General features: G+C 43.1%; 21 protein-coding genes. 18 read left to right on the top strand and 3 right to left on the bottom strand.

The window, feature by feature from the left end:
* The first annotated feature begins 156 nt into the window (after positions 1–156).
* The 3 genes from BLP33_RS25805 to BLP33_RS25815 all read left to right on the top strand — a co-directional run bounded on the left by BLP33_RS25805 (position 157) and on the right by BLP33_RS25815 (position 3,124).
* Entirely contained in the window at positions 157–1,707 is a 1,551-nt protein-coding gene (locus BLP33_RS25805) for an Rne/Rng family ribonuclease (RefSeq protein WP_090534648.1), read from the top strand.
* 427 nt (positions 1,708–2,134) lie between these two features.
* Complete coding sequence (locus tag BLP33_RS25810) at positions 2,135–2,818, top strand: SAM-dependent methyltransferase (protein WP_090534706.1); 684 nt, start codon at positions 2,135–2,137, stop codon at positions 2,816–2,818.
* A 66-nt stretch (positions 2,819–2,884) separates the two neighbouring features.
* Positions 2,885–3,124 (top strand): hypothetical protein, encoded by a 240-nt coding sequence (locus BLP33_RS25815; RefSeq protein WP_090534650.1) that lies wholly within the window; start codon positions 2,885–2,887, stop codon positions 3,122–3,124.
* Between the two features lie 154 nt (positions 3,125–3,278).
* On the opposite strand, the gene BLP33_RS25820 is transcribed toward BLP33_RS25815, so the two are convergent.
* The gene (locus BLP33_RS25820; RefSeq protein WP_090534652.1) at positions 3,279–3,518 is read right to left on the bottom strand and encodes a hypothetical protein; all 240 of its coding nucleotides are present in this window, start codon (positions 3,516–3,518) and stop codon (positions 3,279–3,281) included.
* Between the two features lie 133 nt (positions 3,519–3,651).
* Between BLP33_RS25820 and BLP33_RS27250 the strand changes: the two genes are divergently transcribed.
* Positions 3,652–3,819 carry a DUF3606 domain-containing protein gene (locus BLP33_RS27250; RefSeq protein ID WP_139160080.1) on the top strand — a complete coding sequence of 56 codons (168 nt, stop codon included), beginning with the start codon at positions 3,652–3,654 and terminating at the stop codon, positions 3,817–3,819.
* Positions 3,820–3,893: 74 nt separating this feature from the next.
* Here BLP33_RS27250 and BLP33_RS25825 read toward each other — a convergent pair whose 3' ends face one another.
* Positions 3,894–4,271, bottom strand: coding sequence for a barstar family protein (locus tag BLP33_RS25825; RefSeq protein ID WP_090534654.1), 378 nt, complete (start codon positions 4,269–4,271; stop codon positions 3,894–3,896).
* A 148-nt stretch (positions 4,272–4,419) separates the two neighbouring features.
* Between BLP33_RS25825 and BLP33_RS25830 the strand changes: the two genes are divergently transcribed.
* From BLP33_RS25830 to radA, 3 genes are all read left to right on the top strand, one after another.
* The gene (locus BLP33_RS25830; RefSeq protein WP_090534656.1) at positions 4,420–5,445 is read left to right on the top strand and encodes a hypothetical protein; all 1,026 of its coding nucleotides are present in this window, start codon (positions 4,420–4,422) and stop codon (positions 5,443–5,445) included.
* Entirely contained in the window at positions 5,375–7,660 is a 2,286-nt protein-coding gene (locus tag BLP33_RS25835) for a hypothetical protein (protein WP_090534658.1), read from the top strand. The genes BLP33_RS25830 and BLP33_RS25835 overlap by 71 nt, the downstream gene beginning before the upstream one ends.
* 103 nt (positions 7,661–7,763) lie before the next feature.
* A complete protein-coding gene (radA, locus tag BLP33_RS25840) occupies positions 7,764–9,176 on the top strand; it encodes a DNA repair protein RadA (protein ID WP_090534660.1) in 1,413 nt (470 codons plus the stop codon).
* 102 nt (positions 9,177–9,278) lie between these two features.
* Here the strand turns inward: radA and BLP33_RS25845 are convergent, their stop codons facing one another.
* Positions 9,279–9,560, bottom strand: a complete 282-nt coding sequence (locus BLP33_RS25845) for a hypothetical protein (RefSeq protein WP_090534662.1) — start codon at positions 9,558–9,560, stop codon at positions 9,279–9,281.
* 258 nt (positions 9,561–9,818) lie between these two features.
* On the opposite strand from BLP33_RS25845, the gene BLP33_RS25850 reads away from it, so the two are divergent.
* The 11 genes from BLP33_RS25850 (at position 9,819) to BLP33_RS25900 (ending at position 21,017) form a co-directional block, all read left to right on the top strand.
* Positions 9,819–11,693, top strand: a complete 1,875-nt coding sequence (locus BLP33_RS25850) for a M61 family metallopeptidase (protein ID WP_090534664.1) — start codon at positions 9,819–9,821, stop codon at positions 11,691–11,693.
* Positions 11,694–11,695: 2 nt separating this feature from the next.
* Positions 11,696–13,003 (top strand): M20/M25/M40 family metallo-hydrolase, encoded by a 1,308-nt coding sequence (locus BLP33_RS25855; protein WP_090534667.1) that lies wholly within the window; start codon positions 11,696–11,698, stop codon positions 13,001–13,003.
* A gap of 193 nt (positions 13,004–13,196) precedes the next feature.
* Entirely contained in the window at positions 13,197–13,727 is a 531-nt protein-coding gene (locus BLP33_RS25860; RefSeq protein WP_090534669.1) for an AAA family ATPase, read from the top strand.
* Positions 13,728–14,199: 472 nt separating this feature from the next.
* On the top strand, positions 14,200–14,760 hold the full coding sequence (locus tag BLP33_RS25865; RefSeq protein WP_090534670.1) for an RNA polymerase sigma factor: 561 nt from the start codon (positions 14,200–14,202) through the stop codon (positions 14,758–14,760).
* The gene (locus tag BLP33_RS25870; RefSeq protein ID WP_090534672.1) at positions 14,757–15,332 is read left to right on the top strand and encodes a hypothetical protein; all 576 of its coding nucleotides are present in this window, start codon (positions 14,757–14,759) and stop codon (positions 15,330–15,332) included. Before BLP33_RS25865 ends, BLP33_RS25870 begins: the two co-directional genes overlap by 4 nt.
* Positions 15,313–16,773 (top strand): DUF4097 family beta strand repeat-containing protein, encoded by a 1,461-nt coding sequence (locus BLP33_RS25875; protein ID WP_090534674.1) that lies wholly within the window; start codon positions 15,313–15,315, stop codon positions 16,771–16,773. Before BLP33_RS25870 ends, BLP33_RS25875 begins: the two co-directional genes overlap by 20 nt.
* A gap of 122 nt (positions 16,774–16,895) precedes the next feature.
* Positions 16,896–17,825 carry a helix-turn-helix domain-containing protein gene (locus BLP33_RS25880; protein ID WP_090534675.1) on the top strand — a complete coding sequence of 310 codons (930 nt, stop codon included), beginning with the start codon at positions 16,896–16,898 and terminating at the stop codon, positions 17,823–17,825.
* Between the two features lie 298 nt (positions 17,826–18,123).
* On the top strand, positions 18,124–18,864 hold the full coding sequence (locus BLP33_RS25885) for an SDR family oxidoreductase (RefSeq protein ID WP_090534677.1): 741 nt from the start codon (positions 18,124–18,126) through the stop codon (positions 18,862–18,864).
* Between the two features lie 143 nt (positions 18,865–19,007).
* The gene (locus BLP33_RS25890) at positions 19,008–19,760 is read left to right on the top strand and encodes an SDR family oxidoreductase (protein WP_090534708.1); all 753 of its coding nucleotides are present in this window, start codon (positions 19,008–19,010) and stop codon (positions 19,758–19,760) included.
* A 105-nt stretch (positions 19,761–19,865) separates the two neighbouring features.
* A complete protein-coding gene (locus BLP33_RS25895; protein WP_254780272.1) occupies positions 19,866–20,291 on the top strand; it encodes a hypothetical protein in 426 nt (141 codons plus the stop codon).
* Positions 20,292–20,444: 153 nt separating this feature from the next.
* Entirely contained in the window at positions 20,445–21,017 is a 573-nt protein-coding gene (locus BLP33_RS25900) for a Crp/Fnr family transcriptional regulator (RefSeq protein WP_090534679.1), read from the top strand.
* The last annotated feature ends 49 nt before the right edge of the window (positions 21,018–21,066 follow it).

Genomic DNA, 21,066 nt, shown 5'->3' on the forward strand with positions numbered 1-21,066 from the left:
TCTTTTTTTCTGACTTTAAACTTTCGACCAACGACTTAAGACTAAACATTAGTGATTTTACCTGCCCCAAACCGGGGTGGGTACTTTTTATTTATTAGTGTTTTTTACCCACTTATTAACACACGGTTTTTACCGTTATAAGAAATGGAGTAGCAATTGATAAAGGAATTAATTATCGATTCATCCCCCAACGGGGCTACCATTGCATTATTACAGGATAAACAACTCGTAGAGCTTCACAAAGAACAGGTAAGCAACAACTATACAGTTGGCGATATTTACCTGGGCCGCATCAAAAAGATCATGCCCAGTTTAAATGCCGCCTTTGTTGACGTTGGCTATGAGAAGGATGCCTTTTTGCATTATCTTGATCTTGGTCCGCAGGTGCAGAGCCTGCTTAAACTAACCAAGCAGGTACGTAGCGGGGGATATCAGTCAAAGCTACTGGATGGGTTTAAGCTTGAGGCAGATATCAATAAAGGAGGCAAAATCTCCGAGATATTGACCAAAAACCAGCTTATCCCGGTACAGATAGCTAAAGAACCCATATCAACTAAGGGGCCGCGTTTAAGTTCCGACCTGTCGATAGCGGGCCGGTATGTTGTTTTAGTACCCTTTTCGGAAGCAATTTCTATTTCGAAAAAGATAAAAAGCAATACTGAACGTACACGCCTCCGTAAAGTAGTTGAAAGCATTAAGCCAAAGCATTTTGGCGTTATCATCCGTACAGTTTCCGAAGGTAAAGGGGTTGATGAACTACAGAAAGATTTGCTTGACCTGATCTCGAAATGGGAACAGTTTATTACCAAGCTGCCATCTGTTGAGCCTTCAAAAAAGGTATTGGGCGAAATTGGGCGTACATCAACTATCCTCAGGGATATTTTGAACCCCGATTTTCAGCACATTTATACCAATGACAATAGTATGTTCGAAGAAATTCGGTCATACATTCATGAAATCTCGCCCGATATGGAGAGCATAGTCCGCATGCACAAGCATAAGGAGCCTATATTTGACCATTTCGGTATCGAAAAGCAGATTAAAGGCGCATTTGGTAAAACAGTTAACCTTGCCGGTGGCGCTTACCTGGTAATTGAGCATACCGAAGCCCTGCACGTCATTGACGTAAACAGCGGTAACCGCACAGCCAGCAAAGAAAACCAGGAAGAGAACGCTTACCAGGTAAACAAAGAAGCTGCCAAAGAAATTGCAAGGCAGTTACGCCTTCGCGATATGGGTGGCATTGTGGTGATCGATTTTATCGATATGCACAAACCGCAGAACCGTAAGGAGCTTTTTGATTTTCTGCGTGCCGAAATGCAGTACGACCGTGCCAAGCACACCATTTTGCCTCCGAGCAAATTTGGATTGGTGCAGATCACCCGTCAGCGGGTAAGGCCCGAAATGAACATCGTTACCAGCGAGGTTTGCCCTACCTGTAACGGAACTGGCACTATAAGGCCAACCATTTTGCTGATGGATGATATTGAAAACAATTTCAATTACATCCTTACCGAGCAAAACGAAAAAGGAATAACTCTGTGTGTGCACCCATATATTGAAGCCTTTATTAAAAAAGGTATCTATAACCGCCAAATGAAGTGGTTTATCAAATATGGCCAATGGATAAAGGTTAAAAGTAACCCATCGTATCAGATCACGGAATTCCATTTCTTCTCATCAAAAGACGAAGAAATTAAACTGTAAAAATTCAGAAGTGCAACTGTTTGAAAATGGCACAAAATTAAAGATCTTTAAAAAGAGCAGGTGTTGGATGAGCACCTGCTCTTTTTGGTTTTTAAGGTACCTTGAAATCCAATTAAGAACAGTGTTACCTGTCGTGGCTGTCGCTGTGTTCGGCATATGTATCAGGAGCCTTAGCCTTATGGCAGCAGAGATGACATCAGCCTTATCTTGGTTAGCATTTGGAATAAATAACAAACCTGCTATTATCAGTCTTTAATCATATCTTGCCCATCAATGATCAACTCCAACATACCTAAACTCAATTGGTGGCGTCACAGCTTTGTGCAGCCGGGATCATAACGACTATCAAGTATTAGCCCCTTTTTTAATACCCGCCGGCGGCATCGTTATAAGGGCCCGTTTTCTTATCTATAACAAAATTACAATAATGGCTTTTGAACTAAATAACGTTGTGCCCTGGGGCCGCACGTTTACCGAATATCAGCAAATGTTTAACCTTAGCGCCAATGATGTTACCAAAAAGATTGTCAGTATAGGTGATGGTCCGGCAAGTTTTAATGCGGAGATGCACGCAATGGGTAAGCGGGTTATCTCCATTGATCCTTTATATCAATTTTCGACTGATGACATCCGAAAACGGATTGATGAAACCTGTGTAGAAGTGATAGGCCAGGTGAGGGCTAACGCCGATAAGTTTGTTTGGAACAACATTAAAGATGTGGAAGAACTGCAGGAAATAAGAATGACCGCGATGAACCATTTTCTGCGGGATTTTGACCAGGACTGCTTTCGGCAAAGATATATTAAACATGCCATGCCCGTTAAAACCTCTTTCGCGGATAGCGCATTTGAGTTGGGTTTAAGCTCCCATTTTTTATTGCTGTATGATAATCTGGGGTTAAAGTTTCATACAGAAACGATACGGGAGATCATGCGCATATGCCCCGAATTGCGGATCTTCCCAATATTAAACCTCAATGCCGGGGCTCCAGTGTTTTTTGACGAATTACTTGAGGTGCTTGGCAGCGATTTTAATATTGATATACAAAAAGTGGATTACGAATTTCAAAAAGGAGGTAATCAAATGTTGGTTATTAAAAGCAAGACATAAGTAAATGTGAAAAATAGCCCGGTTAGATCTGATGTTTTTTAAAACCAATACATTTATTTTTGAGATATGGAGATAATTGATAAAATAAAAGAGATTTTCGAGCCAAACTTCGAAGTTTTAAAGGTAACGAGATCAGGCCCTGATAGCTTAAACGCCGAAGCCTTTATTACTATTGAGGCAAAGCACGAGGGGAAATCACATAAACGGGTTTTTAGGGAGACTGAACTTATAGCATTAAACGCCGAAGGCAAGTTAGCTGAAACCATAAGAGCGCTGTGCGCTGTAATGCTAACATCAGAAGAGTAAATACTTGTTTAAATACCGGTACGTTTCCTTCACACAGATAACGTTTAATTAATAATAGTTGTCGTATTGCTTCCGGCTTGGTTCGTGCCGGCAACCCTCCTGGTCGAAGGTGTGCTGGCTGCTTAACTCCGACCAGTAGGGGCATACAGTCTTTTCAGGTTGCCTGATGATGTACCAGGTCTGCCAGCTCATCCACATCGGTTTTATGTTTTTTCTTTTTGGGGTGCTTGGCTTCCAGATAATCCTGAACGTGTTCCTGTTGGGAGCCGGCTGTTTCATCTGATTTTTTGCCACGGAAGTAAAACCAGATCCCCGCGCCTGCTGCCAAAACTCCTGTTATGCCGGCTGTGATCCATAATCCGGTATTGTTTTTTTGTGCAAATAGGTTTTTCATAGCTTTTTTCTTTATAGCTGAACAAGCTACATTTCATTTAGTTGTAATTAATTTAAAAAGACAATTATTTACTCGGTGGTTAAAACCATTGAAATGTAGCGTTGTTAATATGTTACATCTAATAAGAAAAGCTATGTCAAAAAGAGGCGTAAAAGTGGAAAGGAACTCTGTATCAGAGCAACCACACGAATTGAACTATGAAGCGCGCAAAGAAGGAACAACCGCAAAAAAGGTGGAAGCGGCAAAAAAATCAGCAGGCTCCAACCAACGTAGTGCGGTTGAAAAGAAATTGAATAGGTAAGGTATTAATGGTCTTGTACTGGTCGAAGTTAAGCGACAGCGTACTTCGACCAGTACAAAACAAGTTCTGGGCTTTTATTTGAGATTCATTAAAATATACTCTAAAAATGGCATTGATTTTACAGGAAAAATCACTTTAAAATAATGTGCTTCATCAATGCCCCAGCTTTTAGTTGCATCATGAAGTACCTCTATATATGCTTTTAGTTTTTCTTCGGTAAGCATGGGCATAAGATTATGCACCAGTACAACTCCTTTCTTTTCTATCCAATGAAAATCACACAGGCAATCGTAAACGGCATTCCAGTTATGTCCAAAATAACCGGGAAATTTAAGCACCGCACCCAGCTCTTTTAACAGTTCATCTTCTCCGTCAATTTCAGGAAGGCAGGCTATGAATTCATCTTTATCAAAGTATAGATCAGGTTCATTTATAAAAAGAATGTTTTTCATATCGTAGATCGTTATCTTAAACCTATGCTTTCCGCTGTAGCAAGGCCGCGCTGTGTGGTTCGCATGCAAAGTATAAGTCATGTATCACCTCAGCAATCTATCGAAAAATCCCGTACTTTACTCCGATAAAATAGTCTGCTGTTTCAATATGTTTAAATCTCTTGGTTGGCTTACAGTTATAGTTTTGCTATCTACATTAACCTCCTGTAAAAAACCCGGCAATGCCTCAACTGCATTCTATTACTGGAAAACCGGCTTCAAGCTCAACGAACAACAAGCCGGCTTATTAAAACAAACCGGCAATAATGTCTATATCCGTTTTTTTGATGTAAGCTGGAATGATCAGGAACAACGTTCATACCCGAATGCCGTTGTGCAACTCAATGAGCTCCCGGCGGGCTTAAATATTACCCCGGTTATCTACATCACCAACAAAACCTTTGAAAACACTGCCGATACCGCTGTTGCTGCCCTTGCCGGCCATTGCAATAAACTAATAAATGAACTGGCCGCGGAAAGGAAGATCAACTATACCAAAGTACAAATTGATTGCGATTGGTCGTTAAGTACACGGATAAAATATTTCAGCTTCCTTACTGCTTTTAAAAAGTTGAATCAAAAACAACTGGAAGCAACCATCCGCCTGCACCAGGTTAAATTTAAAGACCGTACAGGTGTGCCTCCTGCCGACCGCGGGGTATTGATGTTTTACAACATGGGCAAGCTCAACGCCGATTTGCAGCAGCCCAATTCAATATACAATAGCGATGATGCGGATAAGTACATCGCTTACCTGGGTAGCTATCCCCTGAAGCTGGATATTGCTTTGCCCTTATTTTCCTGGGCTATCCATATCAGGGAGGGCCGGGTGATCCAGGTATATGGAAAAATAGGGCGAAGGCAACTTACTGATCGGGCTCATTTTGAACCAATTGAAGGGCCGGCAAACTACCGGGCCACAACAAGCTTTTTTCTTGATGGAATTTATATCAAACAAAATGATATTTTTAAACTTGAAGAAACGGACAGCAATACATTGAATGCTGCCGCCAAACAATTAACACAGCATCTGCCTAAACAAAAACATACAACCATCATCTACTATGAACTGGCCAATATCGACCTTTCAAAATTTAACCAGGAAACCCTTACGCAAATTTCTGCTCGTTTTTAGTTTTTGTACGCTAACGATAGCGGGCGTAATCTGGGCCTGTGCCGACTCGTATGAGGAAGAATATTCAGTTTTTTCCCCCGAATATTTTGTCAACAAGCAATACTCCCCCTTCTTTTACACGGGTAACGAAGTTTACTATGGCTTAGGCTATACTGATGGGAGCAATACCTGGTATAACGATATTATTGTTGACGAATGGTACGATCATTTTAACCATCAATTCAGCAAAGCGTCACTTCAGTACCTGCTTATTAAAGCCAGTGCCGGCGCTGTTGATTCCATTTCCCGTAAATCAGCTGGCGCGCTCAAAGTATTGCCCGCTAAATACCCCGTTATGAGTACTGGTACTGTATCGGCAAAAATGCTCAAAGCTTTTTATAGCTACCTTAAGCTGGCCAAAATAAGTGAGGTTTATTCGGTAAACGATCAATATTATTCGTGGGATAAGGTAAAGCCCAATCATTCGCCGGTAAAGCTGGCTTCAACGCTGATTAGTGCCTTCGATGCCGAAACAGATCCTTTTATCAAGGAGCGTTTATGGTTTCAAGCCGTTCGTTATTATTACTTCCTGGATAATTCGTCGTCGGCAATAACTGTTAGCTTGTTTAATCAGTTCAAAGATCATTTTCCTAAAAACCTCATTTACTACCGTACAATGGGCTATGTAGCCGGATATTATTACAGGCAAAAAAACTACGCCCTATCAAACTACCTGTACAGCCTTTGTTATGATTACACTTATAAATTAAAGATCCCGAGCTTCTGGAGCTTCCACCCGCAAAATGAAAGTGATTGGAATGCCACACTCAGGCTTGCCAAAACGCCGGAAGAAAAAATAACCCTGTGGCATATGATGGGGGTACAATATGATGTCGCAAGGGCTATAAAAACTATCGCGACTATCAACCCAAAATCCGAAAAGCTGGACCTGCTGCTAAGCCGTCTGATTAATATCAGGGAGGCCTCATCAGGAGATGGTAAACCTGCCGATTCGGTAATAAAATCCGATAACGAGGGTAAACGGCTTGTTGAAAACATTGCCCTTAAAAATAATACAGCCAAGCCTTACTATTGGAACCTCGCGGCAGGTTACCTTAACTTTTTGGATAGCAACTACACCGCAGCCGGTAAGTTTTATACTACGGCAAAAAGCCAGTTCCCTGCCGGCGATAAAATGATTGTAGCGCAGGGCAAGTTGCTCGACCTGATGTTATATATCAAAAACCTTAAAAAAATGGATGCCACTGCGGAGGCAAAATTAACGGAGCCCCTTAACTGGCTTGCCAACCTGCGTGATAGTAAGATTAAGATCAAAAACCTGCGGTTTGATAATGCCATTTCGGTTTGTAACCTTGCCATATCACGGCTTTATAAAAAGCAAGGCAACCTAATCAAGGAGGTATGCTTTAACAACAATGCACAGAATTTTTATGCGGATAGCGCAAGGGTGCAACACATGATAGATCTGTTAAATAAACCGGAAAAAACTGCTTTTGAACAAACGATGTTGCGTTATTATCCTATAACCCTTAACAATTTATATTACCATCAAGCTATCACATTGGTTTATCAGCAAAAGTTACCTGAAGCTATTGCTCAACTCAAAAAAATGAAGCCCGAAGATTTTGTGCTTGCAGGCAACCCCTTTACCGGTAGATTAGCTGACTGCCATGACTGTGATCATGCAGCCCCGCAAAAGCAAAAATATACGCCGCTAAGTTTTCTGCAAACGCTTAATACTATAAATACAGAAATTAAGCAAGGCAAAAACGTATACAGTAATGCTTATGCCATTGCGAATGCCTATTACAATATCACGTATTACGGTAACGCCCGGTTGTTTTACGAATCGGATGTGGTAGCTACCGGGCCAACCGGCCGCTATTATTACGAAGGCGAACAGCGCATGGATGATAAATTGACATCGATGCAAATTGCGATGAAGTACTATCAACTGGCCCGCACAAACGCCACTACAGATGAACAGCGAGCCCGCTGTACATTTATGCTGAGTAAATGTGCCCTGAATGAAATATATAATGATCCGGAATTTAAAGGTGCCGATAAGTTTGCCGACATAAAAGCCAGTCAGCCTGTTACCGATGCGTATCACAAATATTTCGCACAGTTAAAAGAGAAATACAATAATACGGCTTATTACAAAGAAGCGCTTAAGGAGTGTGGCTATTTCAGGATCTATGCGGATAAGAAATAAAAGTAATTGAGTAGCATTTATCAATGCATTTTGCTAATTAATTTAGTAAAAATCAAATTAATCTGCATATTTGCACATCTGTAATCTGCACATCTGATTAATAATGGCCAAATCCAAGATCGCGTACTTTTGTCAAAGCTGTGGCTTTGAATCGCCCAAGTGGCTGGGTAAATGCCCGTCATGCCAGCAATGGAACACTTTTGTTGAGGAGGTGATTGAAAAAGGCAACGCTGCGGTACCTGCCTGGAAGCCAGCGTCAACCAGTCAGCAGCGGGCCAATAAACCCGTGGCCGTAACGGAGATCACTTATACCGAAGAGCACCGTGTGCCAACTCCCGATAAAGAGTTTAACCGCGTTTTGGGAGGAGGGATAGTGCCCGGTTCACTGGTATTGATAGGTGGAGAGCCGGGCATAGGCAAATCAACCCTGATGCTGCAGCTTGCGCTCAATATGCCAAACCAAAAAGTTTTGTATGTATCGGGCGAGGAAAGTGAAAGACAGATAAAAATGCGGGCCGAAAGGTTAGCTTCGCCCGAAGGGGGAGTCATAGGCGAGGGGGCATATATACTGACGGAAACATCCACCCAAAACATATTTAAACAGATAGAATCATTAGAACCTGATATGGTAGTGATCGACTCTATCCAAACTCTGCATTCGGCACATATCGAGTCGACGCCGGGTAGTGTATCACAGGTGAGGGAGTGTACTGCCGAATTGCTTCGCTTCGCCAAAGAGACTTCGACGCCGGTATTTTTAATTGGTCATATTACCAAGGATGGTATGATAGCAGGTCCGAAGATACTGGAACATATGGTTGATACCGTGCTGCAGTTTGAGGGCGACAGGCACCACGTTTACCGCATATTGCGCACCATCAAAAACCGTTTCGGCTCGGCATCCGAATTGGGTATTTACGAAATGATGGGGGAAGGATTACGGGAGGTGTCCAATCCGTCGGAGATCCTGCTTTCGCACCGGGAAACACCATTGAGCGGCATCACTATTTCGGCTACCTTAGAAGGTATGAGGCCGATGCTGATTGAGACCCAGGCCTTGGTTAGTGCGTCGGCCTATGGAACGCCACAACGTACTGCTACAGGCTTCGATACCAAACGTATGAGTATGTTGTTGGCTGTATTGGAAAAACGCTGCGGTTTTAGGTTGGGTGCAAAGGATGTGTTCCTGAATATTACCGGCGGTATCAGGGTTGAGGACCCGGCTATTGACCTTGGTTTGGCGGCGGCCATCATATCATCGCATGAGGATATGCCCATTCCGTTCAAAACCTGCTTTGCTGGGGAGCTCGGTCTCTCTGGTGAGATTAGGGCGGTGAACCGTGTTGAGCAGCGTATTGCCGAAGCGCAGAAACTTGGCTTTAACCAGATCTTTATCTCTAAATACAACCTCCCTGCCAGCGGTCAGGATAAAAAGCGGATGGATCTGTCACGCTATGATATCGACATTAAGATTGTGAGCAGTATTGAAGAGGTTTTTAGCTTATTGTTTGGATAGGGCCGGAAGCTTAAAGCCGAACGCCCAAAGCGAAAAGCGATTAACTTGCTTCCTGCTATTCCTGCTTTAAGCTTTAAGCATTCCGTTTTTAGCTTTTTTTGCCTAAAATTTCAGGTTTAATTTAAGCCAGTTCTGCACATCTTCCTGGCTGGAGATTTCGGCCGGTAGCTTATCGTGGATCAGTTTTTCCATTTTATTGCCGGTGTTGGCAAAACGATAATCCCATATCATCATTAACTTGTTGATCAGGTATACCATTTCGTTCCCTTCATTTTTATTGAACGCAGTATGATCGGGCCTGCCATTTACACGTGGATCATTCGGGATGTAAGTAGTCCATTGGTAATCGGTGTAGTATAGATTTCTTTTTGAAAAAAGGATCATAAGCCGGCAAATTTCTTTAAATGTACATATAATAAAATGAATGCGACCGGATTAAGCCTTTTTAAATGGGGTTTAGGGGTTCTTTACGCTAACGCTTTTTAAACCTGCCACAATTAACATGTAGAAGTGAGCGAAAAAAAAATCATTTTATCCGCCTGCTGATTGCATTACCTATTTTAAGAACGATTTTCTGCATAATAATATTGATATTATTTTTTCGTGATTTAATAGTAATTTCAGCGCAGATAATTTAAGTTGATGAAAAAATTACTACTCTTTACCGCCGCCTCGGTACTTGCGTGCAGTACTATGGCACAGCAGGAACCACAAAAAGCTATTTATTATTCCATATCATTCCCAAACGCCGCCCATCATGAGGCTGAGATAAGCATGACCATTCCGCAGGCACCATCAGGCGCTTTCAGGGTACGGATGAGCCGCTCATCTGCCGGCCGGTATGCAACCCATGAGTTTGGTAAAAATATTTATAACGTTAAAGCTACCGATGTTGACGGTAAGGAGTTGCCTTTAACCCAAATTGAAGGCGATGTTTACGAAGTGGGAGAACACCCGGCAGCGGTGAAAGTGAGCTATACACTTTTTGGCAACTGGACCGATGGCACTTATGCTTCTATCGATCCGAGCCATGCCCACCTGAATATGCCCGCCACGTTTATGTGGGTGGTAGGGCAGGATAAACGCCCCCTTACCTTTGAGTTTAACGACATTGATAAATACGGCTGGAAAGTAGCTTCACAACTTAAACATGAAGGCTCAAATGTGTACAGCGCACCCAATCTGCAATATATGATGGATAGCCCTACCGAACTGTCCAATTACAACGTTAGCAGTTGGGAAGTAGTAAATACCGATGGTAAGAAAGAAAAAATAAACCTGACCATGCACTCAGACGATAGCCAGGGTGTGATTGATAACTTCGGCAAGATGATCCAGAAGCTGGTGTTGGAAGAAAAAGCCGTATTTGGCGAACTGCCCACTTATGATTTTGGCGAGTACACTTTTGTTAGCGATGTAAATCCTGCTGTATCAGGCGACGGTATGGAACATCGTAACTCCACTTCTATAACTATTCCGGCACCCAAGGTTGAAGGATTTGAAAATAATCTCATGGGTGTTTATGCTCATGAATACTTCCATAGCTGGAATGTAAAACGCATCCGCCCAAAATCATTGGAGCCTTTTAACTTTGAACACGCCAACATGAGCAGTGAGCTTTGGTTTGCCGAAGGTTTTACGCAATATTACGGCGAATTATTACTTACCCGCGCCGGCTTTGTAACGGTTGATGATTATACCAAAACCATTGCCGGTTTGGTAAACCAGATCTTAAACACACCTGCCGCTGCCAAATATTCGGCCGCCCAAATGAGCCGCTATTCGGTTTTTGCCGATGCTGGTGTATCTATAGATCCTAACAACAACGTTAACGATTTTACCAGTTATTACACTTATGGCGGCGCCATCGCTTTGGCGCTCGACCTTCGCCTCCGCAGCGATTTTAACATGACGCTTGATGATTACATGCGTGCTGTTTGGCTTACACGCGGTAAGGTAATGAAACCGTATACCATTCCCGATCTCCAAACCGATTTGGGCAAAGTAACCAACAACCCCAAATTTGCTGCTGATTTCTTTAAGCGTTACATTAACGGGACCGATAAAAACAATTACGAAGAACTATTGGCTAAAGCAGGCCTGGTACTGCGTAAAGTACAGCCGGGCAAAGGTTGGGCCGGTCCGCTGGCAGTTACGCCGGGCCGTGGCCGCGCCGGGCAGGTACGCGCCGCGGATGCCGAAGGTTTGCCAATATTGTCGAGCACGACTATAGGCACCCCGGTTTACAAAGCAGGCATCGATGCGGGTGATGTGATCCTGAAAGTTGATGGAAAAGATATTAAAGATCAGAAAGGGTTTAGTGATGCCATTGCCGATAAAAAGCCGGGCGATAAGATCATGGTAAACTATAAAAACCGGACCGGTGCCCATGAAACTACGATAACGCTTGAGGAAAACCCCAACTTTGAAGTGGCAACCTTTGAAAAGGCAGGCAAACAATTGAGCAAAGAGCAGGAAACTTTCCGTAACAACTGGCTGCAATCAAAAGTCAAATAACTATGAAAAAGATCTCGATAATAACAGCGGCATTGTTAAGCGTTTCGGCTTATGGTTTTGCGCAAGATGTTAATAAACTCATTAGTAAAGATGATGTAACCCGGATTATCAAAACCCTGTCGGCCGATGATATGCAGGGCAGGGCCACTTTTACGCCGGGCATTGAAAAGGCCGCTACATTTATTGAGGGCGAATATAAAAAGGCCGGTCTTAAACCTATGGCAGGCAATACCGGTTACCGTCAAAACTTTACGATGGTACGGTCGACCCCTGTTAGCTTGACTGTAAGCATCGATGGTAAGACTATTGCTGCCGACAGCGCGTTTGCAAGCAGTACGGATTCGTTTAAATGGGCAAGCGATAAAGATGTACAGGTAGTTACCGTTGGTGCGGATAAAAATTTCAGGACCGAGTACCGGGCAGCTTCACAAAGCGGCAAAAAAACACTTTTGCTGATCGACCCTAAATTTAAAGACTTGTTTAGCCGGGTTAAGTCGTACCTGGGGACAGGCAGCACAAATTTTAAAGGCACAGTAAAGCAGCCCCTGGTATTTGTATTGGGCAAGTTCGATAACACAGCATTGTTTGATGTTAACTGTGATATCAAAAATGAAGAATTGCCGCTGTTTAATGTTGCCGGTATCCTCCCCGGGAAAACCAAACCGAATGAATATGTGGTATTTTCGGGACACTATGACCACTTAGGGATTATCAAACCTGATAAACCCGGCGTAACAGACAGCATTGCCAATGGCGCGGATGATGACGCTTCGGGCACAACCGCTGTATTGAGCCTGGCTAAATATTATAAAAAGCTCAACAATAATGCCCGTACGCTTATTTTCGTAGCCTTTACTGCCGAAGAAATTGGCGAATACGGGTCGCAGTATTTTGCCAAACAAATAGATGCAGATAAGGTAGTTGCCATGTTCAACATCGAAATGATTGGTAAGGCATCTAAATTTGGCACTAACTCGGCATTTATTACCGGGTTTGAAAGATCTGATTTTGGCAAGATCCTGCAGAAGAACCTGAAAGGCACAGCCTTTAAGTTTTACCCGGACCCTTACCCGGACCAGGACCTGTTTTACAGAAGTGATAACGCGTCGCTGGCCGAAGTTGGCGTACCGGCCCACACCATCTCAACCGACCAGATCGATATTGACAAATTATACCATACTGTTGGCGATGAATTTAGTTCGCTGGATGTGAATAATATCACTTCGACCATCCGCGCGATAGCCCTAAGCTCGCGCACTATAGTTTCGGGCCAGGATACACCAACAAGGGTTCCGAAGAAAACGGAGTAGAGGAGAGATTAGAGGTAGTCTGGTTTCGATAAAATAACTAAGCCATCGCTAAACGCGAAGGCCTTGTGCGATTCCCCTCTTGAGAGGGGTGGAGGGGTGTGTTTCTCTTCGCGCGAAGAACACACCCCTGCGGCCGCACCATCCACCGCGCCCCCTCCCATGAGGGGATTTTTATTTAATGTAATTTTACCTCATGAACAAAATACTCAAAATAGCAGTTGTAGGCCCCGAATCAACAGGTAAATCTACCATGTCTGAATATTTGGCGGCGCATTACAATACTCTGGCTGTACCCGAGTATTCGCGCGAGTATTGTGCCAATCTCATTGGCGATTGCACCTGGCAGGATGAGGTGAATATGTTTCATGGCCAGCTGGCGCTCGAAAAAAAACTGCTACCACAAGCTAACGGGATCCTGATTTGTGATACTACTTTTTTAACAGTGAAAATTTGGAGCGAGGAAATGTTTGGCAGCGCCCCGCAGGAGGTGCTTGACGAATTGCCCTACCATCCTTATGATTTTTATTTACTGCTGGATATCGATCTGCCCTGGCAGGATGATCCCTTGCGCAATTTCCCAACCAAGCGCGCATATTTCATGAACGTTTGGCACCGCGAACTCCAGGCGCTCAACGCCCGGTATGTAGTAATATCAGGCCTTGGGCAGGATAGGTATGATAATGCGGTGAAAGCGGTGGATGAATATCTGAACCCTGATTTTTAGGATTAAAAGATGTTGCTGGATGATGTGCAGATGATGTTTAAAAAAGCCTCATTGGAGGAACCACCATGTGAAATCCTAAAAAAAGTGATAACGTGTACAATATATATTTTAGTGATGTTATGCGGTGGCCGCGTTAGTGATAGGAGCGGATACCGGCCTTGTGGCTAATGCCTGTGCAGTATGAGCGCATAGCACGGGCCGCAGGCAACGCCCATATTTATAGGCTAATTTTTAAAATATATTTAATAATCAATAACTTATGAGTGTATCATTAGGAACGAAGCAATGACACGTCTTGATTATGCTGTTTTATCAAACTATTTTGTCAGGCATTTTTCAGGCGATTTGCTTATCTAAATCCATCTTAACTTAAAACTGTCAAAAAAATTATTCCTTATTAAAAAAATATTTTTCACATACGTGCAACGTTGCAAAATGCCTTGCGTCTATTAACCTGAAGCCGGTCGCGAATTTGGAAGCAATATATATTGATAAACATTACAACCTGGTAATTGAGTGCAAACAGGGGAGCAAAAAAGCCTGTTATGAGCTTTACCGTTTGTATTCGAAAGCTATGCTGAACGTGGCCTTTCGGATAGTGGGCGATATTGCCGAAGCAGAAGATGTGCTGCAGGAAGCTTTTGTGGATGCCTTTGCCAAGCTGAAGGATTTTAGGCAGGATACCACATTTGGCCTCTGGCTTAAGCAGATCGTTGTAAACCGGTCGATCAACCTGCTGCGCAAACGAAAGCTGGAACTGGTTGAGCTGGAAGATGGCCATCTTGAAAATATTGCCGATGACGAGAGCTGGGACGATGAAGACCTGCAGTACCAGGTTGCCAGGGTAAAAGAAGGCATGAAACAGTTGCCCGATGGCTATCGCGTGGTGATATCATTATATCTGCTTGAAGGGTATGACCACGAAGAAATAGGTCAAATATTGAATATATCAGAAAACACATCAAGAACCCAGTTTTTGAGAGCTAAAAGAAAGTTAATTGAAATTTTAAACAGGAAAGGACAAGTATCATGAGCAAGCGATTTGAAGATTTCATGCACGACAATAACGAGGAATTTAACGAAATAGAACCATCGGCAGATTTGTGGGGTAAAATTGAGGCACAGCTCAATTTTTTGGAACAGGAGCAGGAGCAGCCAAAAAAGCTGGAAGCAAAGACTTTTTCGCTGGGCTTCGTGCTAAAAGTGGCCGCATCGGTGATCATCATAATGGGTATAGGCTTCGGCATATATATACAAAGCCAAAAAGGAACAAAAGGCGTTGACCTTGCCGCTATTAACCCCGAGTACGCCCAACAGCAGGTGCGCTATGCATCGCTTGTTGAAACCAAGCTTACCGAACTTAAATCAGCATCTAAAAATGATCCTCAGCTATACAAGGAGTTCAGCGCCGAGATAGCCAAGATGGATTCCACCTATAAAAAACTAAACAATGATTTAGCCACCAGCCCTAACCAGGAACGTGTTTTACGTGCAATGATCCGGAACCTGCAAATACAAACCGAGGTGCTAACTCAGCAATTAAATGTAATTGAACAGTTTAACCAGATGAAAAAGGAACAAAACAATGAAACCAAAGATATTTAGTCCGGCCCTGCTTATGCTTATCGGCTTATTAGCCATAAGTACAGCAAACTTTGCACAGGTAAGTCCTGCAGCCCCGCCTGCGCCGGCAATGCCAAAATTGCCTCCTACACCGTCTCCCGCCGCTGAATTGAACGGGGATGGCTGGACTTCGGTAACCGACAGCAAGGAATATCAGCAAAAAATGAAGGAGCTGAACGCCAAAATGCGCGAACTGCAAAAGGAAATGAGCAACCTGCGCGTGCAGCAGCAAAAGCAATTGCATTTTAAAATGCAAAATATGCTGAAGCTGAACAAACAGCTTGCTTTTAAGTTTAAGGATAGCCTTAAACTTAAAAAGCTCGACACGCTAAAATTTAAAATGAAGTTTAAAGGATTTGACAGCTTGAAGTTTGCCGATAAATTTGAGATGCTTAGTCCTAATATAAACTTCGGCTTTAAAAACTTCGACCAGAACTTTAGCTACAGTTACGATGGTGATGAGCGCTATGAAAAGCAGGTACAAAACGGCGATATAGTTGAAAAAACCAAAAGCTACAGCAAAAGCTATAATGTTGACGGCAACGATGTGATCAACATTGATAATAAATATGGTAAAATAACAGTATTTACCTGGCCTAAAAACGAAGTTAAAGTTGATGTACAGATTGTAGCGGGGGCTACTGATGCTGATAAAGTACAAAAAATGCTCGATAACGTAAGTATTCGGGATAGTAAAGATGGGGCAGGTGTTTCATTCAGAACTTATATTAACCAGGGTGATGATGGGAATGATTTTTGGGGATCAATTTTTGGGAAAAAATCAGGTTTCCGCAAACTTGATATCAATTACACAGTTTATATGCCCGCTAAAAATCCGCTTACCATCACCAATAAATACGGCAGTACCGAGTTACCCGATCTTGCTGGTAAGTTGAGTATTAACAACTCATACGGCAGTCTTCGCGCCAAAGCGTTAACTAATCCCGGTAACCAGATCAGGGTTAAATATGGCAGCGCAACCATCGGCACCCTTACAGGCAGCGATTTGGATGTAGCTTATGGCAGCCTTAATCTTGGTGATTGTGATAAACTCAATGCTGATGTAAGCTACGGCTCAGCAAAAATTGGCCGTATCACCACATCCGGTAATATAAATGTGAAATTTAGCGGGGCGTTAAACATTGGTGAGGTTGATAAAAATGTGAAAAATCTTTCGGTTAATTCATCATATTCAAGTGTAAAACTGGGAGTGAGCGACGGCCAGAATGCTGATTTTGATATCACTGTTCACTACGGTAGCTTTAACTATAGCGGCCATGATGTTAACATCACCAGTAAAACCCCTGCCGACGGTGAACGTGGCTATAGTCCGACAAAAACCTACAAAGGTCATTTAGGTAAAGGTGGTAGTGATAAAACCATTACCATCAGTACCAGTTACGGCAGCGTAAGTTTTGATTAAAAATGTATTAGATGTACAATAGAAAACGGCGTATCGTAACTGATGCGCCGTTTTTTTATTGATTCGCCTGCGTCTTGCAAATCTCCCGTATCCCTCATAGCTTTGGAGTAAACATCTCACCCATGCACCAGGATAGTGAAAAACAGATCTTTAATACCCTTTATGATCAATACAAGCACCTGGGCTTACCACTTGAGCTGATAAAACATACCGATTTTACGGTTTTTAACCTGAAAGATATTAATCAGCCGATGCCGTTTAAATCGCCCTTGAGCAGGCTTAACTTTTTTGTTTTTGCCTTCATTAAAGATGGGAGTGGTGATTATACCATTGATGAGCAAAATCATAAGCTGCAGCCGCGAGCTATTTACTTTACCAATCCGGGCCATTTCCGTTCGTTTAACTGGGAGCGTATTGGCGATGTATACCTGTTTACGCTGAGCGAATCGTTTTTGAAGGAAAACGTACACGCCAATATTTTTGATGAGTTTCCTTTTCTGCTGGCCGAAACGTTCCCGGCCCGCGTACTTACGCCCGAAGTTTTTGAAGAGTTTGATATTTTATACCATCAAATTCTGAAAGAGTATAATTCAGATAGCCCATATCGTTACCGGATCATCGGTAACCTGTTTGTGGTGGTGCTGTTAAAATTCAAAGAATATTTCTGGAAAGATTATAACCCGATATATGAAGGCAACCGGAGCTCGGAAATTGTAAAAAACTTTAAACGCCTGCTTGAAAAACATTACCGCGACCTGAGCAATGGTACAGCTGAACAGGCTTTCCGGGTGCAGGACTACGCCGACGCGCAAAGCCTTCATCCCAACTACCTGAGTAACGTTATCAAAATAAAAACGGGCAAAACCATCAGCACCTGGATTGCCGAAAAAACTATAGCTGAGGCCAAGGCCCTGTTGCAGAACTCGAAACTCTCCATTAAAGAAATTGCATATCGCCTGGGTTTTTCTGAAGCTACCCATTTCAGTAATTATTTTAAAAAGCATACGGATATGTCGCCGGTGCTGTTCAGGAAGGCGCATGCGGGGATATAGCTAATATCGCCGGGAATCCCTGTTTTTATAATCTCATCAGGACAGGTTGGTTTTTGTAGAGACGCATTACATGCGTCTCCCGTAGGATAAGCCGCGTTCCATAGGCAAGGCATGCGAAAATTGCATGCGGGAGACGCATGTGATGCGTCTCTACATTTGGAAATTATCGTTTTTAAATAGCTTCTTAGATATTCGTATGTAATGCTTTGATATGTGTATCATTCAGGGGCCTCGCCCTTGCCACCTTTGTATTGTCAATCAACGACAACAAAACACAAATAAAATAACAAAGGAAACCATGAACACATTAGCATCAAAAGTAGTATTAGTAACCGGTGCCTCAAGAGGCATCGGTGCAGCAGTAGCCCACAAATTAGCAGCCGAAGGCGCTAAAGTAATTATCAACTACGCAGGCGGTAAAGAAGCAGCCGACCAAACCGTAAACTCCATCAAACAACAAGGCGGCGACGCCATTGCGCTGCAAGCCGACGTAAGCAAAGCCGATGAAGTAGCAGCTATGTTTGACGCAGCGATAGCTCATTACGGCAAAATTGATGTACTGGTAAACAACGCCGGCATCATGATTACCAAATTAATAAAAGACACTACCGACGAGGATTTTACCCGCCAGTTTGATATCAACGTTCGCGGAACATTTAATACCATGCGCGAAGCCGCAACTAAACTGGCCAATGGCGGCAGTATCATCAATTTTTCATCAACCACTACCCGCGTTATGATGCCAACTTATGCTACCTATGTAGCCACCAAAGGTGCGGTGGAGCAATTAACCCGCGTATTTGCCAAAGAAGTGGGAGCAAGGGGCATCAACGTAAACACAGTATCTCCGGGCCCAACAAATACCGAACTGTTTACCAAAGGCAAGCCACAGGAAATCATTGACCGCCTGGCATCATTATCAGCCTTTAACCGCATCGGTGAGCCTGAAGATATTGCCAAAATAGTAACCTTCCTGGCAAGCGACGATGCTAAATGGATTTCAGCACAAAATATCGGGGCTAATGGTGCAATGGCGTAAGCCCCATAACCCTGAAGGGGGAATGATAGAAGCAAGACGGCAAGAGTCAAGAAGCAAGACAGCGAGAGACAGGAATAATAATCATAGAATCATTAACGCAATCGGTGAAATCAAACTTCATCGGTGTAATCAAAAAAACAATCATGAACTCATTAAATAATAAAGTAGCGGTAATAACCGGCTCGGCCCGTGGTTTAGGTAAAGCAATTGCAGAACGTTATGCAGCATTAGGTGCCGATATTGTGATCAACTATTCGCGCGATAAAGTATCGGCCGATGAAGTGGTCAGCAACATCAAAGCGATGGGGGCGAACGTAATTGCTGTGCAGGCCGATGTAAGTAAAGTAGCTGATATTGAAAGGCTTTTTAAAGAAGCTAAAGAAGCGTTTGGTAAAATAGATATCGTAGTAGCTAACGCCGGTATCGAACTGGTGGAAACCCCGGTAACAGATTTTACCGAAGAACAGTTCGACCGTGTGTTTGGCATTAATACAAAAGGCACTTACTTTACTATGCAGCAGGCTGCCAAAAATGTTGAGGATAACGGCCGCATTATTTACATCGCTTCAAGCACCACCTCGTTCCCGGTACCCGGAATGGCGGTGTATGGCGGCAGCAAAACTACGCCAAGGTATTTGGTTGATATTCTTTCGAAAGAGATTGGTCACCGTGGTGTAACAGTTAACTCTATAATACCGTTTGCTGTTGATCATTCAGGTATCTTTGCCGAAGCTGATAGTTACCCCGCATTAAGAAAACAATTGCTTGACAGTTGTCCGATGGGCCGCCTGGCCGAAGTTGAAGATGTGGCCAATGTGGCCGAGTTTTTCGCCAGCGATCTTTCATCATTTGTGAACGGACAACACCTGTTGGTAAATGGCGGCGCAACAAATTAATGGTCAGTTTAGTAACATAGGGTAGCAGCTTATAGTCATAGCTATAAGCTGCTACCTGTATTTAATTCAAAAAGCAGCATTATTTGATTATACATCTACCATGTCATGAAAACGCTTAATCATTATATCATATACGGCACGCTAATTACTTCTGCTGTAAATGCTCAATCTGTAAAAGCAACTACTTCAACTATCCAAAACGTCAATACCATGAATGCCGAAAAGTTAACTAACCCGGTAGTGAAACAAGCCATCGATGCCCTGCAAAGCGGTGACCGACAAGCTTGGTTTGCTTTGTTCACCAATGATGCCCAGCTTTTTGATGATGGTAATAAAATGGACTTTAAAAGTTTTTTTGAAAAAGCTTTAGGCCATGAACGTTTTACCAGTATCGATAAGGTGGAGCAAGGCGGGCTGCACCTATACGGCAAATTTCACAGCGACCAGTGGGGCGATTTCAAAACCTACTTTAAGTTTACGATTGGTGCCGGCAATAAGATCAGTAAATTGGAAATAGGGCAGGCGGGTTAGCCCCACCCAAACCCTCCCCGGAAGGAAGGGCTTTAAAATGAGATAAATAAAAATCTCCCTCAGGGGAGGATTTAGAGGAGGCTTGTTGCTTCGTTCCTCGCAAGGACTTTTTTTATTGATGCTTTTACTTCAATTTTACCTGATCTTTGTATCATGCAACAGCAACTTATAGCCAGGTTACAGCAGTTAAAACCTATCCCGGTTGATGATCAGGAGCTCATACTAAAAGCCTTTGAGCCAATGAAATTTAAAGAAGGGGATACGCTTTTGCAGCTGGGGCATGTAGCAAGACAGCTCTTTTTTATTACCAACGGCATACTGCGTATTATGGCGCGAAATGAGAAGGAAAATGAGGTTACTTATTTCTTTTTAAAGGACAATCAGTTTTGCACCATTCTGTACAGCTTTAATAACAACCTGATCGCTGATGAAAGTATTCAGGCCGCCTGCGATACAGAACTATTGGTTGTTAGCAAAAGCAACCTGCTGGCTTTATATGAAGAGCTGCCTTATCTCAAAGGAATGATCGATCAGATTTCGCAGCATACGCTTATGGAGAAGATAAAAACGCGCAACACCTATCTTGGTTACGACTCGTCGGAAAGGTACCGGTTGTTTTTGGAGCGGCAGCCCGAGGTTGCCAGGAGAGTGTCACTTACCGATATCGCGTCGTACCTTGGCGTAACGCCTCAATCGTTGAGCCGCATCCGCAAAAATATTCGGTAATTAGGTTTTTTGTCGTCTGTTTAGATGACTAGAAGAGAGAAATTGACAT

Source organism: Mucilaginibacter sp. NFR10 (assembly GCF_900100445.1).
GTDB lineage: Bacteria > Bacteroidota > Bacteroidia > Sphingobacteriales > Sphingobacteriaceae > Mucilaginibacter > Mucilaginibacter rubeus.